At 45.7% G+C, this 15460-nt stretch carries 9 protein-coding genes; 7 read left to right on the forward strand and 2 right to left on the reverse strand.

The window, feature by feature from the left end:
- Nucleotides 1–24 precede the first annotated feature (24 nt).
- Entirely contained in the window at nucleotides 25–1383 is a 1359-nt protein-coding gene (gene nagE / locus NSU16_RS04155) for an N-acetylglucosamine-specific PTS transporter subunit IIBC (protein WP_339192165.1), read from the forward strand.
- 34 nt (nucleotides 1384–1417) lie between these two features.
- Here nagE and ltaS read toward each other — a convergent pair whose 3' ends face one another.
- Nucleotides 1418–3367 carry a lipoteichoic acid synthase gene (ltaS, locus tag NSU16_RS04160; RefSeq protein WP_339192166.1) on the reverse strand — a complete coding sequence of 650 codons (1950 nt, stop codon included), beginning with the start codon at nucleotides 3365–3367 and terminating at the stop codon, nucleotides 1418–1420.
- Nucleotides 3368–3624: 257 nt separating this feature from the next.
- Here ltaS and NSU16_RS04165 point away from each other — a divergent pair, with 257 nt between their 5' ends.
- The 6 genes from NSU16_RS04165 (at nucleotide 3625) to NSU16_RS04190 (ending at nucleotide 10967) form a co-directional block, all read left to right on the forward strand.
- The gene (locus NSU16_RS04165) at nucleotides 3625–4017 is read left to right on the forward strand and encodes a DUF1992 domain-containing protein (RefSeq protein WP_029441300.1); all 393 of its coding nucleotides are present in this window, start codon (nucleotides 3625–3627) and stop codon (nucleotides 4015–4017) included.
- Between the two features lie 137 nt (nucleotides 4018–4154).
- Nucleotides 4155–5570 carry a sodium:alanine symporter family protein gene (locus tag NSU16_RS04170; RefSeq protein WP_339192168.1) on the forward strand — a complete coding sequence of 472 codons (1416 nt, stop codon included), beginning with the start codon at nucleotides 4155–4157 and terminating at the stop codon, nucleotides 5568–5570.
- A 683-nt stretch (nucleotides 5571–6253) separates the two neighbouring features.
- Nucleotides 6254–7666, forward strand: a complete 1413-nt coding sequence (treP, locus tag NSU16_RS04175; protein ID WP_339192169.1) for a PTS system trehalose-specific EIIBC component — start codon at nucleotides 6254–6256, stop codon at nucleotides 7664–7666.
- A gap of 73 nt (nucleotides 7667–7739) precedes the next feature.
- Nucleotides 7740–9428, forward strand: a complete 1689-nt coding sequence (treC, locus tag NSU16_RS04180; protein ID WP_339192170.1) for an alpha,alpha-phosphotrehalase — start codon at nucleotides 7740–7742, stop codon at nucleotides 9426–9428.
- A gap of 20 nt (nucleotides 9429–9448) precedes the next feature.
- On the forward strand, nucleotides 9449–10165 hold the full coding sequence (gene treR / locus NSU16_RS04185; protein WP_339180249.1) for a trehalose operon repressor: 717 nt from the start codon (nucleotides 9449–9451) through the stop codon (nucleotides 10163–10165).
- Between the two features lie 136 nt (nucleotides 10166–10301).
- Nucleotides 10302–10967 carry an NAD(P)H-dependent oxidoreductase gene (locus NSU16_RS04190; protein ID WP_168747203.1) on the forward strand — a complete coding sequence of 222 codons (666 nt, stop codon included), beginning with the start codon at nucleotides 10302–10304 and terminating at the stop codon, nucleotides 10965–10967.
- Nucleotides 10968–11000: 33 nt separating this feature from the next.
- Here NSU16_RS04190 and NSU16_RS04195 read toward each other — a convergent pair whose 3' ends face one another.
- Nucleotides 11001–15383, reverse strand: coding sequence for a multifunctional 2',3'-cyclic-nucleotide 2'-phosphodiesterase/3'-nucleotidase/5'-nucleotidase (locus NSU16_RS04195; RefSeq protein WP_339192171.1), 4383 nt, complete (start codon nucleotides 15381–15383; stop codon nucleotides 11001–11003).
- Nucleotides 15384–15460: the final 77 nt, after the last annotated feature.

Consider the following 15460-nt stretch of genomic DNA (forward strand, 5'->3'; position numbering starts at 1 on the left):
AAAAAGGGTAAGAGGGGGATGGGTATGCTTTCATTTTTACAAAAGCTTGGAAAGTCATTTATGCTCCCGATTGCGGTTTTGCCTGCAGTCGGGATTATCCTTGCACTTGGCAGGGAGGATTTATTCGATATCCCGTTTGTTTATCAAGCGGGAACTGCTGTTTTTGATCACCTGCCGCTTATTTTTGCGATTGGGATTGCCATCGGCATTTCAAAGGACAGCAATGGGGCCGCGGGTTTATCAGGGGCGATTTCGTATCTGATGCTCGACGCGGCAACAAAATCAATTAATGAAGCAAACAACATGGCGGTATTTGGGGGAATTATTGCCGGTTTAATAGCGGGTTACACCTATAACCGCTTCAAGGATACAAAACTGCCGGAATATCTCGGATTCTTCAGCGGCAGACGGCTTGTGCCGATTGTCACCGCTATTTTCACAATCATTTTAGCAGGGATATTCGGTGCGGTATGGCCGCCAATTCAATCGGGAATTAACGCGTTTGGGGAGTGGATGCTTGGGCTTGGCGGGATCGGCGCGGGCATATTCGGTTTATTCAACAGGCTGTTAATTCCGCTTGGTCTTCACCACGTGCTGAATAATATTTTCTGGTTCCAATTCGGCGAATATAACGGAGTGACAGGCGATTTGGCGCGCTTTTTCGCTAAAGACCCGACAGCGGGCACATACATGACGGGCTTCTTCCCGATTATGATGTTCGGTCTTCCGGCCGCATGTCTGGCAATGATTGTGACTGCCAAGCCGTCAAAGCGAAAAGCAACGGCCGGAATGATGATTGGTTTTGCTTTGACTGCCTTTATTACAGGAATTACGGAGCCGATTGAGTTTGCATTTATGTTTTTATCTCCGCTGTTATACGCTGTGCATGCAGTTTTAACCGGACTGTCGTTATTCATCGTTAATTTGCTCGGCATACGCTCTGGATTTTCTTTTTCAGCCGGTGCCATCGATTATCTTTTGAGCTACGGAATTGCAGAAAAGCCGCTGCTTCTGCTTCTGGTAGGTATATGCTATGCGGCTGTATACTTTGCCGTGTTTTACGTCTTAATTAAGACGTTGAATTTGAAAACGCCGGGACGGGAAGATGATGACTTGGATGAGGTGCTGGATGAGAACACAGCACAGTCTGTCAATGAAAACATCATGCTGAAGGGGCTTGGCGGAAAAGAAAACCTGCAGACGATTGATCACTGTGCGACAAGGCTGAGACTGACAGTGAAAGATACTTCTTTAGTGGATGAAGCGTTATTAAAGAAAGCAGGCGCAAAAGGAGTCGTCAAATCGGGCGGGCAATCAGTACAAGTCATTATTGGCCCGAATGTCGAGTTTGCGGCAGAGGAATTACGTGCTGCGGTGAAATAGAAAAAGCAGAGAGGCTGGCCTCTCTGCTTTTTTCTTATTTATCTTCGTCTTCTGTTGACGTCTCTGAATCTTCTCCGTGTTTTGTGTAATCATAATTGGAAGGGTTCACCTTTGTAAAACCTTTCGGGTTGTAGAAACGCAGCAGGTCTCCGTTTATGATTTTATCGGACATTTCGAGTTCCTTCTTGACGAGTGAGTCTTCTGACTTGTCGATCTCAGATTCATCAAGCTGTTTACCGGTTTTTGTGTCATAGTACTTGCCGGATATTTTCGTGTACTTCGGTGATATAAAGTCTCCGTTACGGAACGGAATCACTTCACGGTGTTCTTTAGATAAAATATCAGAACCGGACATCAAGTAGTCTTTCGTATCCACTCCGAGCAAATGCAGAAGGGTTGGAGCCACATCGACGTCTCCGGCATATTTATGAACTTTTTCGCCCTTCACGCCGGCAGCGTGGATAAAGAGCGGCACCCGCTGAAGCTGGGCGTTGTCATAATCGGTAATTTCGTCTTTGCCAAGCACTTTGGCCATCGCGTTATTGTGGTTTTCAGAGATGCCGTAGTGGTCTCCGTACATCACGATAACCGATTTATCATATAACCCGTCTTTTTTCAGGTCATTGAAAAATTGTTCAATGGACTGATCAAGGTAATGGGCTGACTGGAAGTAGTTGTTGACGACAGAGTCACCAAAGTCTCCAGCCGGGAAGTCCGTATCCCCCTCATCCATTCCGAATGGGAAGTGGTTCGACAGGGTAATGAACTTCGTATAGAACGGCTGCGGCAAGCTTTCTAACAGCGGCATTGATTCTTTGAAGAACGGTTTGTCTTTCATGCCGTAGTTTTTCGTGTTTTCTTCGTTCATGTCATAGTAGGCAGAGTCGAAGAACTTATCGATGCCTTCCGCTTTGTACATTTCGTTTCGGTTCCAGAACGTCTGCGTATTCCCGTGGAACGTAGCAGATGTGTAATCTTTAGACTTCAAAATCGCCGGAACGGATTGAAGCGTGTTTTGCGCTTTGTTAACGAAAACGGAACCTTGAGCCAGCGGATACAGAGAGTTTTCCATCATAAATTCCGCATCTGATGTTTTACCTTGTCCTGTTTGGTGGAAAAAGTTATCAAAGTAGAACGTTTCGTTATCGTGCGCCAGTTTATTTAAGAACGGTGTAACTTCTTTGCCATCAATTTTATAGTCGATGATGAAGGACTGCAAAGATTCAAGTGAAACGTAAATGACGTTTTTTCCTTCCGCTTTGCCGAAATACACATTGTTCGGCACATCGTAATTGGCTTTCATGTAGTTCTCAACTTCCGTTACGTCGCTTGAATCGGCGAGTGCGCGCTGGCTGTTGGATTTGACATTCTGCACAGCGTCATAAATCGTGAAATTGTATGTTCCTAAATATTTGACAAGGTAGTTTCGGTCAAATGATCTAGTCAGCAATTCAGGACGGTCTGATTCCGCAACTGCCAGGTTGATTAAGAAAACGAGAATCGAAGACGCAAGAACGATTCGGAATGATTTTTTGTTAGACGACGTCTCGGCAGGCTTGTTCACTTTAATCGCTAAGATAATCAGAATGATCGTATCAATAAAGTAAAAGGCGTCAGTCGGTCTCATCAGCGAAAATGCGCTGTCACCGAGTTGGCCGCCGTTTGTTTTAGCCTGCATAATGACCGGAATCGTAATAAAATCATTGAAGAATCGATAATACACAATGTTTGCGTACAGTAAAAAAGACATTAAAAAATGAATCACTATGATGGCTGTCTGCTGTAATTTTTTCTTGAACAAAAGTCCAAATCCAAGAAAGAATAAGCTTGAGCTGAGCGGATTCACAAAAAGCAATATTTTCTGGATCGTGTTGTCTATTCCTAAGTTAAAGTTCAGGACATAACCGACATACGTCTTTACCCATAACAGGACGACCGCAATTAAGAAGAAGGCCAGTCCTCTTTCTTTTATAAATGTTTTCATTGTTACACTCCTTTTTTCCGATCACAGTTCGAGCGAAACGATAGAAAAAACGAACGTATCCAATATAACACGAATCAGCTGATTAGAAAAGTGAAAATCGTCCGATGGAAAATGTGGCGAAAAACGCCGTCGAATCAACGTTTTCCTAGGAAATCGCCAGATGTAAAAAACAGGTTTCTTTCTGTCAATAAAGGAATAATATGGTTTGTGACAGCTGTATGATAAAATATGTTCATTACATGAATAGAGGTGGGACGATGGATTTTTCTCATATTGTGTCTGAAGATAAGATTAAACGCGCCATCAAAGACGGAGAATTTGACAACCTGCCGGGAATGGGAAAACCGCTGCCAAAGGATGATGCGGCCCACTTGCCGGAATCTCTGCGGATGGGATATCGTATGTTAAAAAATGCAGGGATGGCTGAGGATGAGGGTGCACTTAAAAAAGAGCTTATGACCCTCAACCATTTAATCTCCAAGTGCTATGACGAAAAGGAACGTGAGCAATTAGTAAGAAAAAAATCAGAGAAGCAGCTGATGCTCGATAAGCTTGCCGATAAAAAAGGCATGTTTTCCAAACCGGCGTCATCGTTTTATAAGAATCAAGTATATGATCGTCTTGGGCGAAACAGACCTTCTTCCACTTAATTTTCCTTGCCAGACGGCTGTTTTTTAGCCATCCAGCTTCCTTTCTTCCTCAATTTGACTCAGTTTTGTCTGTTCTAAAAGGTTTATGTTTTTCCATCTGTGGGGAAATGACCCATAAACGGGTAAAGGGTGATGGGATGGAACGACTATTGGAATGGGTAGAGCGTATATCTGATTGGCTGTGGGGACCCCCGCTAATCATCTTACTGACGGGGACGGGATTGTACTTCACCATTTTGCTGAAGTTTTTTCAATTTCGCTATCCTCTATACATTTTGAAGCAGACGATCGGCAGCGTAGGAAAAAAGCCGAAGGGAGAAGGGACAGTTACGCCGCTTCAGGCATTGACGTCAGCCCTCAGTTCGACGATTGGGGCGGCGAACATTGTCGGAGTGCCTGCGGCCATCATGTTTGGCGGTCCCGGGGCTGTTTTTTGGATGTGGCTGGTTGCCTTATTTGCTATGGCGATTAAGTTTTCAGAAAGTGTGCTTGCTGTTCATTACAGGGAAAAAAATGAGCAGGGTGAATTTGTCGGGGGACCGATGTATTACATAACAAAAGGACTGCGCATGAAATGGCTCGGCGTGTTTTTTTCTGTTGCACTGATCGTAGAGCTGATTCCAAGCATAATGGTTCAGGGGAATTCAGTTTCAGTTTCTCTTGCCGAAACGTTTTCTTTCAATAAAATATACGCCGGAATCGGCATCGCGTTTTTGATTGGTTTAGTTGTAATTGGCGGGGTGAAGCGGATCGGAAAAGTAACTGAGTTTGTCGTGCCTCTCATGGCAGGGGCATACGCGGGAGCCGGTCTCCTGATTGTTCTAATGAATCTTTCATCTGTGCCGGTGTTTTTCTCTCTTATTTTTTCGAATGCGTTTACTTCTTCTTCGGCAGCAGGAGGATTCGCAGGCGCTGCCTTGGCTGAAACCATCCGCTGGGGGTTTGCCCGCGGCCTGTATTCTAATGAAGCCGGGATGGGAACAGCCCCGATTGCACATGCGGCGGCAATGACTGACCACCCCGTAAGACAAGGCTTCTGGTCTGTGATCGGAATTGTCATTGACACCTTGATTATCTGCACCACTACGGCATTTGTCGTCCTTGCATCCGGTGTCTGGACAGGGAAGGACGCTTCAAATGACCCAGCAGCATTGACTACGGCTGCATTTCAGCATTATTTCGGAGCTGGCGGAGGGTACTTCGTTTCGATTTCTCTCGTCTTTTTTGTTGTCTCGACCATTATGGTTGTCATATTTTACGGCGCAAAACAAGCTGAATTTCTATTCGGACGGCTGTCGGGACATGTCATTAAATTCGTCTATTTAGCGGCTATTATCATAGGTGCCGCAGGCGGAGCAAAAGCCATCTGGGGCTTTCTGGACTTAGCGTTAGCTTTCATTCTCGTTCCGAATGTGATTGCGCTGTTATTATTGAGCAAGAAGGTGAAAGCGCTGTATACCGAATTTTTCACATCTGAACAGTATTACCTGAAAGATAGAAGAAAAACGAAACAGGGCCCTGTTTACCAAACAAAAGAAGCTAAAAATTCGTAGTGTTTTTGAATTCAACATCGTCTAACTCTTGATGATCAAATAGATGAACAAAGGCAGCACAATCGCATCACCCCATTAATGAGCGTTATTGACTCTGAGGCTTTCTGTAAAGCCTCTCTTGAACCTCTGATGGCGGACTCGGCGATCGGTTTCAATGCTTCTCCTTTAGCCGCCTTTTATTTTTACAATCAGGCAATTTGACGTCGACAAAATAATAGTTTCAAACTTGTCTCTGCCAATACACTGGAAATAGACAGCGTATCGGCAGAGATTCCCCGTCTTTCTCTATTTCATCCTTCAGATGCCGCAAAAAGGAAGGAGGGCGTGATCCTGAATAGATTCAGATTTTACGATTCCTTCGATATATACAACAAATCCGCACAGACCATTTCCGAAGTCAAACCCCAGCCTTCTGTTAATAGTGTTTTCCTTGGATAGGAGAAAGCGGCCCTTCCTTGTTGGCCTCGAGCTCACGGAGGAACTTGCAGGGCATTCTCGTGTTTATTCATAGTGCTCACCTCTCAAAACAGTTGCTAGCTTTTTAGAGTAACCTTTCTGTTAAGCCATTCTATGACTTTACGAATAGTATGAAAGCGCTACAAAAAGTTGTTGACTACATGTATATACAGGACTACAATATAAACATAAGTTGTATATACAAGTTATCAAACGGAGGGGTTGGCATGGGGGAACTGAACAGATCAGCACGGCAAATTGTTGAAGCAGTCGGCGGTGCTGAAAATATTGCAGCGGCAACTCATTGTGTAACACGTTTACGCTTCGCGTTAATAGATGAAAGCAAGGTTGACCAAGAGGTGCTGGATCAAATCGATGTTGTAAAGGGATCGTTTTCGACAAACGGACAGTTTCAGGTTGTAATCGGCCAGGGAACAGTCAACAAGGTATATGCGGAACTGGTCAAGGAAACGGGGATTGGCGAGTCAACAAAGGACGATGTGAAGAAGGCCTCAGAAAAAAATATGAATCCTTTGCAGCGTGCTGTGAAAACGCTTGCAGATATCTTTATTCCGATTTTGCCGGCGATTGTCACGGCAGGTCTCTTAATGGGGATCAACAATATCTTAACGGCGCAGGGGATTTTCTTCAATACGAAGTCGATTGTGCAGGTGTATCCGCAGTGGGCGGATCTCGCCAATATGATCAATTTAATCGCAGGCACGGCCTTTACGTTCCTGCCAGCGCTGATCGGCTGGTCGGCGGTGAAGCGGTTTGGCGGAAATCCGCTCCTTGGCATTGTACTCGGCGTTATGCTCGTGCATCCTGATTTACTGAATGCGTGGGGCTATGGCGCCGCGGAACAAAGCGGAGAGATCCCCGTATGGAATCTTTTCGGTCTGGAGGTGCAAAAGGTCGGCTACCAAGGGCAGGTGCTCCCGATTTTGCTCGCTTCGTATTTGCTTGCCAAGATTGAATTGTTTTTGACGAAACGGACGCCCGAAGGAATACAGCTTTTAGTCGTCGCGCCGATTACCCTGCTCGTGACGGGTTTTGCGTCCTTTATCATTATCGGTCCGGTCACATTTGCAATCGGGAATGTGTTAACTTCAGGGCTTATCTCGGTGTTCGGCTCATTTGCCGCGCTGGGCGGGCTGCTGTACGGCGGCTTATACTCAGCGCTGGTGATTACCGGAATGCATCATACGTTTTTGGCAGTTGATCTGCAGCTGATCGGCTCTAAGCTCGGAGGCACATTTTTATGGCCGATGCTGGCGCTTTCAAATATCGCCCAAGGATCAGCGGCGCTGGCGATGATGTTTATCGTAAAGGATGAGAAACAAAAAGGTCTTTCCTTAACATCAGGCATTTCCGCTTATCTGGGCATTACAGAGCCTGCCATATTCGGGGTGAACCTTCGCTACAGATTTCCTTTTATCATTGCGATGATCAGCTCAGGGCTGGCCGGGATGTATATCTCATCTCAAGGCGTTTTGGCAAGCTCCGTCGGTGTCGGCGGCGTGCCCGGCATTTTCTCGATTATGAGCCAGTACTGGTGCGCATTCGCAATCGGAATGGCGATTGTCTTAATTGTTCCGTTTGCCGGAACATACGCTTATGCACGACTGAAACGTAAATAAAAAAGGGGAGCGGGACGTGTGATTGACGGTCCCTTTTTCCCTTTTTCATTAAAAAAGACGGTGGTGGAGACAGATGAAAACAGAACAAACACCATGGTGGAAAAAAGCCGTGGTTTATCAAATTTATCCGAAAAGCTTTAAAGATACGACGGGAAACGGCATTGGCGATTTGAATGGAATTATTGAAAAGCTTGATTACCTACAAACGCTTCAGGTTGATGTTCTTTGGCTAACGCCGATTTACGACTCGCCGCAGCATGATAATGGATATGATATTCGAGATTACTACACGATTTATCAAGAGTACGGCACAATGGAAGATTTTGAACGCTTATTAGCTGAAGCGCACAAAAGAGGCTTAAAAGTCGTCATGGATCTTGTGGTCAATCATACGTCAACTGAGCACAAATGGTTTAGAGAGGCGATTTCTTCAAAAGACAGTCCATACCGTGATTTTTATATATGGAAAAACCCGAACGAAGACGGCACAGCCCCGACAAACTGGGAATCGAAATTCGGCGGCTCGGCATGGAAGCTTGACGAAGCCTCAGGCCAATATTATCTGCACCTGTTTGATGTCACACAGGCTGATTTGAATTGGGAAAATGAAGAGGTCAGAAAGCATGTTTACGAGATGATGCATTTTTGGTTTGAAAAAGGAATTGATGGCTTCAGGCTTGATGTTATCAATCTGATTTCAAAAGACCAGCGCTTTCCGAATGCCAAAGACGGCGGTGACGGCCGTTCCTTTTATACAGACGGACCGCGTGTACACGAGTTTTTGCATGAAATGAACAGGGAGGTATTCGCAAAATATGACAGCATGACAGTCGGTGAGATGTCTTCTACATCGATTGACCATTGCATCCGTTATACAAATCCGGGCAACGAAGAGCTTGATATGACGTTTAACTTCCATCATCTCAAGGTCGATTATCCAAACGGAGAAAAATGGGCCTTGGCTCCGTTCGATTTTCTGAAGCTGAAGGAGATCTTATCCGTGTGGCAGACGGAGATGCAGGCGGGAGGGGGCTGGAACGCTTTGTTTTGGTGCAATCACGATCAGCCGCGCATTGTATCGAGATATGGAAATGACGGTCCACATCGGGTGAAATCGGCAAAAATGCTTGCGACGGCCATTCATATGATGCAGGGCACACCTTATATTTATCAGGGTGAAGAGCTCGGCATGACGAATCCGAAGTTTACCGGCATCAGCTCCTATCGGGATGTTGAGTCGCTGAACATGTATCACGCCTTCAAGAAAAAAGGCATGGCGGAGAAAGAGATTTTAGCCATTTTACAGGAAAAATCCCGTGACAATTCCAGAACACCCGTCCAGTGGGATGATACGCCAAATGCCGGATTCACATCAGGCACGCCGTGGATACCGGTCGCCGGCAATTACCGGGAGATCAATGCAGAGTCGGCGCTGAAGGACAAACATTCGGTCTTTTATCACTACCAGAAGCTGATTCAGATTCGCAAAGCGTATGACATTGTCACAGACGGAACGTATGAACTGATCGCAAAGGACGATCCAAGCGTGTTTGCGTATATGAGACATGGCGAAAATGAGAAACTGCTCGTCATCAATAATTTTTACGGGACGGAGGCAGCCTTTACACTGCCGGACACGCTTAAGCCCGACGAGTGGGAGGCAGAGGTGCTTCTGACAAACGATGAAGAGAGAGAGGAACTGAAGAATATGACGCTCCGCCCGTATGAGTCCATTGTTTATCATTTAACAAAACCGTGCTAAACTAAGCTGGGTGGTCATAAATGAAGGTGAATAAATTTATCACAATCTATAAAAACATCGCACAGCAAATTGAAGACGGCCAATGGAAGGCGGAGGAGATTCTTCCGTCTGAACATGAATTGACTGCACAGTACGGCACATCAAGAGAAACGGTCCGAAAGGCGCTTCACATGCTGGCTCAAAATGGATATATCCAGAAAATCAGAGGGAAAGGCTCTGTGATTCTCAACCGTGAAAAAATGCAGTTTCCGGTCTCAGGGCTTGTCAGCTTCAAGGAACTGGCGCAAACTTTGGGGAAAGAAACGAAAACAGCCGTTCACAAATTCGGGCTGGTGCCTCCGTCAGATCTGATCCAAAAACAGCTTCGGGCACAGCCGAATGATGACATATGGGAAGTCATCAGGTCAAGAAAGATTGACGGGGAGCATGTCATTTTGGACAAGGACTACTTTTTCAGAAAGCATGTGCCTCACCTGACGAAAGAAATTTGCGAAAACTCCATTTATGAATATATAGAAGGAGAGCTTGGTCTTTCGATTAGTTACGCACAGAAAGAAATTGTGGCCGAGCCTTGTACGGATGAAGACAGGGAATTGCTTGATTTACGCGGCTATGACCATATGGTGGTTGTGAGAAACTATGTCTTTTTAGAGGATACAAGTCTCTTTCAATATACGGAAAGCAGACACCGTCTGGACAAATTCAGGTTTGTCGATTTTGCGCGACGGGGAAAATAAGAGCGCCTGCCTGCGGCAGAGCGCTTTTTCTCTTGGTATCAAAATTGATACTATCATACAAAAATGTGCGTACTTTTACTTTTTATGAGAATGGCTACAATAGAAGTGAGAGTAACCAAAAGGAGAGGTGTTTAACATGGCAGAATTAAAAAAACAAATTCTGGATGCATACCATTTCAGACATGCGACGAAAGAATTTGACCCGAATAAAAAAGTATCAGACAGCGATTTTGAATTTATTTTAGAAACAGGAAGACTGTCTCCGAGTTCACTCGGCCTAGAGCCTTGGAAATTCGTTGTCGTGCAGAATCCGGAATTCCGCGAGAAGCTTCGTGAATTCACATGGGGCGCGCAAAAGCAGCTGCCGACTGCAAGCCACTTTGTGCTGATTCTGGCACGTACGGCGAAGGATATCAGATATGACGCTGACTATATCAAACGCCATTTAAAAGAAGTGAAACAAATGCCTCAGGACGTGTACGAAGGCTACCTGAGCAAAACCGAAGAATTCCAGAAAAACGATCTGCATTTGCTTGAAAGTGACAGAACATTGTTTGACTGGGCATCCAAACAAACCTATATTGCGCTTGGCAACATGATGACAGCCGCTGCGCAAATCGGCGTTGATTCCTGCCCTGTGGAAGGCTTCCAATATGATGAAATTCATCGTATTCTTGAAGAAGAAGGCCTTCTGGAAAACGGAAGCTTTGATATTTCTGTCATGGTGGCGTTCGGCTACCGTGTGCGAGACCCTCGTCCGAAAACAAGATCTGCTGTTGAGGATGTTGTGAAGTGGGTATAAAAAAGAAAGCTGCTCGATAACGAGCAGCTTTTTTTATGCCTGATTCGCTCTGTTCTGTTTTCTTCGCTGATGCAAATATAATGCTGTTCCGAGTGCGCTGATCAGAAATCCGGCCAGCAGGATGGAATACATGGATGTGGCTGTGTCAGGAAGCAAGCCGCCGGCTGGGCCATCGGTTCCCGAACCGCCCGATCCATTTGTTGGTTCAGTGCCGGGAGGTGTTTGATCCCCGCCTCCGCCGCCTTTGCCGTCAGTCGGCTGTTTTCCGCCTGGTTTATCGGAGCCTCCGCCATTGCTGCCGTCATCACCGCCTGTCGGCTGATCGGACGGGAATGCCGGCGGTTTGTTGTTCTCACCGGAATTTAAGATCGTGTATTCGCTGAAGTGGTTTGTGTATCCTGTTACCATATCATTGTCAACTGATCCGTTTTCTGTCTTTGTGAAAGCTTTCTTTTTCCAGTCAACATGGTAAATGGCAGGGTTGTGAGCTTCTTCAATATCAAACATCCGAAGCGAAAGCTGAACGGGTTCTTTAAATGATTTCACTTCTTTTCCTTTTTGCTTCACTGTAAAGTCATATACATTTGATAAGGAGACGTTTAATTCTCCTTTAGATTTGATTCCGATCTCAGTATCCGCGGTTTTGATGTTCGCCATTGGAAGCTTCATGCTGTACCAATAGTTGAACACCGTCAGGGAAGGATCTAAATCTCTATCTTTCAATAGCTTGACCTGATCTTTTTTCATTTTTAGATTGATAGGCTTCTCTTGAGATCCTTCAGACATTTCATAATAGACAAATGGCGTGTTGGCATTTTTAGCATAAATCGCAAATTTGTCTTCATCGAGTGTCCAGCTGCCATCCTTCTGTTTAGTCGGCAGGAATACTTCTTTAATGCGTCCTTCGATTTTAGGAGAGACCTTGTTTCCTAGTTTTTTCAGCTGTTCGGTGAAAATCTCATAATCTACGTAACCAAGGTCTTCACCATGGGATGCCTCCGTAAAGACAGAGTATCCGTCTCCACCGCTGCCGACAAAATGATTTGTTGCGACGCGGTAGGTATCATCTGAATTCAAATCAACTTTTTCTCCGTTAGGCGATTCGAATTTCACGTCTACAACACGGTGTCCAGGTTCGTTGTTTAATGTAAAGGTATATTCGATTCCAGCCACCTGAGGGAAAGCGCCGCCTCCGTTTTCCACATTGCTTAAGCCTTGTTCAAGAGCTTCTTTGATTTGTTTTCCGGTTAAATCAGCGACGTAAAGTGTGTTGCCGAACGGCATAACGTTCAGTACTTCGCCGAGAGTGATATCGCCTTTGTCAATGCCGGCTCTGATGCCGCCGCCATTTGTGATCGCAATGTCGGCTCCTGCTGATGCTTTCGCTTTTGCCAGCATGCCGTCCGCGATGAAGTTTCCGAGGTTCGTTTCCTTCGTTCGCACATGCTCACGCTGGCCGTCAAGCGCCACATCCGTGTAGCCGACTTTTTCATTTTTAACGTCCTCTAATTCATTTTTGAACTGATCAAGCTCTTTTTTTGCTTCTGCGTTTTCTTCTGTATGTTCATCAATTGGCAGCACGCTCAGATTTGATTTGTCTGTTTGTACAACGCCGTTTTCATCAAACACGACATCGACACGCCCTAAGAATTGGCCATATTCTTTTGCCTGCGCCACGATAGTCGGTTCGTCGTTTTCCACGACCTCCATTTTGTCCACGAGGGTGTGGGTGTGTCCTCCGATGATCAAGTCAATACCTTTCACTTTTTTGGCTAGCTCAAGATCGCGGTTATGCCCAATGTGGGTGAGAGCGATAATTTTGTTTACTTTTTCATCTTCCTGAATCGTTTTCACGGTGTTCTGCGCAGTTTGAAATGCGTCGTTAAATACAATGCTTTTGCCCGGGCTGGATGTTGTGGCTGTGTCTTCTGTTGTCAGTCCGAAAACGGCGACTTTTTCACCGTCAACGTCTAACAGAATGTACGGATGGATGCCCGGCTCTTTCTTTTCTCCCGCAGTAAAGGTCTGCGGTTTTTTGACATATGATTTCAGCTTAGGTTCATTTGATACATCCACGTTCGCGCTGACGATCGGAAAATCGGGCGCTTCAAAGTGATACCGGTTTGCCGGATCGACAGTTGTGCTGTTCCCGCTGAGAAAATCAGAAAGCACGGACGGACCTTTATCAAATTCGTGGTTTCCGAAGGTCATGGCGTCATAACCCATCATGTTCATCAGCTTCAGGTCGGCTAAACCGTTCCATTTCGTGAAATACAGGTCGCCGGAAAACACATCTCCCGCGTCAAGCAGGATGTTGTGGTCTGTTTCGTTTCTTACTTCGTTGATTTTCGTCATTCGTCTGGCTGCGTCATCAAGGTGCGCGTGCGTATCATTGGTATGCATGACGGTAAGATCCCATAATCCGCCTTTAGGAGGATCGGTATCTGAATCGTCGTCAAATTGAAGCTTGTACACGCCATAGCCTTCATTTGAAGAATGTTTTACATAAGCGACATCATCGGCTTTGTCCGCAAAAGGCTTGGCTAAAAGTGAAGATTCAAACGTCAAATTCGTGCCGGAAACCGGTGCAATCGACCAGTTGTTATCGGCTTTTGGATTTAATGTTTCCTGTTCAATAATGTAATCCATCAGCACCTGTCTGTTTTCAACTGCGGAGCCGTGGACAATCTTATCACTCGTCAGATGAGGGAAACCGCCTCCGCCGGATGCGCGGTAATTATTTGTCACTACGAGAAATTCCTGGCTCGGGCTGATCGGTTTGCCTTCATAGGAAAGATTGATGATCCGGCTTGAATTTCCGTTGATCACTTTTCCGTTTTCGTTGTATTTGGCCGGTTTTGTGACATCGACTTGATAGGTGACGCCGTCAATCACGTCAAAGTTGTAGGAGCGGAAATTCTCATTCAGCAAGGCTTGGTCGCCGCCTTTTGACGGATCGATTTGATTAAATTGGCCCGCTGACATGTCGAGCCAGTCCTTCACTTCGCTTCCGGTCAATTTTACGATCTGGAGGGTATTATCGTACAGATACAAGTCACCGACGTTTTTAATCGCAAGATCCCCGGCCGGAATGTTGGTATAGTAATTGGCTCCGTTTCTGCCGCCGGCTTTAAACGGCGCGCCGGCTGACAAAATCGGGAGATCTTTATACTCGGTATCCTTCATTTCGTTTTCTGCGTACCATTTTTGCGCATCTGTCACAATTTGAATAGAAGGGTCGTCCTTGACCTGTGCAAAGAAGCTGTTAATGTCGGCTTCTGTTTTGCCGACAGGCTTTCTGACATATTCCAGCGTGTTTTGATGTGTTTGCTGAATGGTGTTTGTGACGGCTCCGTTTCTGGAAGCGACACTGCCGGCAATTGATTCGATGCTGCCCTTGGAATCTGCGACCTTCCACGAGCCGTCTGTTTTTTCAAGCTTGAGGTCAATGACGCCTAAATATTTGCCCCAGCTGCTTGGCATGACGACCGGAATGCCGTTTATTGTTCCTTTTTCAACATCGAACTGAGCGGCACCCGCATAATCTGCGGAAGGGAAGAGTCCGTGCTGATGGCCCGAGACAATCGCATCAATGCCCTTGGTTTTCGTGGCCAGGTCAAAAACGACGTTTTCTGCACCTGACGATTGCGCCTGCTTTTCAATACCGGTATGGGCAAGGGCAATAATGACATCCGCGCCTTCTGCCTTCATTTTCGGTATCGTTTCATTGGCAGATTCGACAATATCCTGTACCTGAACCTGTCCTTCGAGATTCTTTTTGTCCCAGGTCATGATCTGCGGCGGGACAAAGCCTATGTAGCCTATTTTGATCTTCTGTTCGTTTCCGTTTTCATCTGTGACTGTTTTCTCGTTAATAACATACGGCGTATAACGGTGTTCGCCGCCAGTTGTTTTGACATTGGCATTTACAATCGGGAAATCGGCTCCTTTGATCGTGCCGTCGAGAAAGTCGAGCCCGTAATTAAATTCATGATTCCCCAATGTGCCGGCGTCGTATTTCAGCGCATTCATGACGCTGATGATCGGGTGGGTTTTCGCGCCGGAGATAATGTCGTCTTTTTCATATTTCAACGCGTATTCGCCCAGCGGATTCCCTTGAATCAAGTCGCCGTTATCGACGAGCAGGGTGTTTGGGTTTTGCTCACGGTACTTTTGGATCAGCTGAGCCGTTCTGGCAAGCCCGAATTCTGTCGTTTCTTTGTCGCTGTAGTAATCGTAATCCATCATGTTGGCATGAATATCAGTTGTAGCCAAAATACTGAGATTCACTTGAGGAGCCGTGTTTTCTTCTGCGTAAACGGGCGGTGTTGGGAGGATTAGGCTAAGTATCATAATGAGGGGCAGCAGAATACGGAGAATGTTACTGACGTCTTTTCGTCTTTTCTGTATTCTCACCAGTTCTCCACCTTTCAACGAAATTTATGTTACAGGTTCTATTGTAAGAATATTTTGTAAGCATTTGTAGATGTTTC

The sequence above is a fragment of the Bacillus sp. FSL K6-1003 genome (assembly GCF_037964945.1).
GTDB lineage: Bacteria > Bacillota > Bacilli > Bacillales > Bacillaceae > Bacillus > Bacillus mojavensis.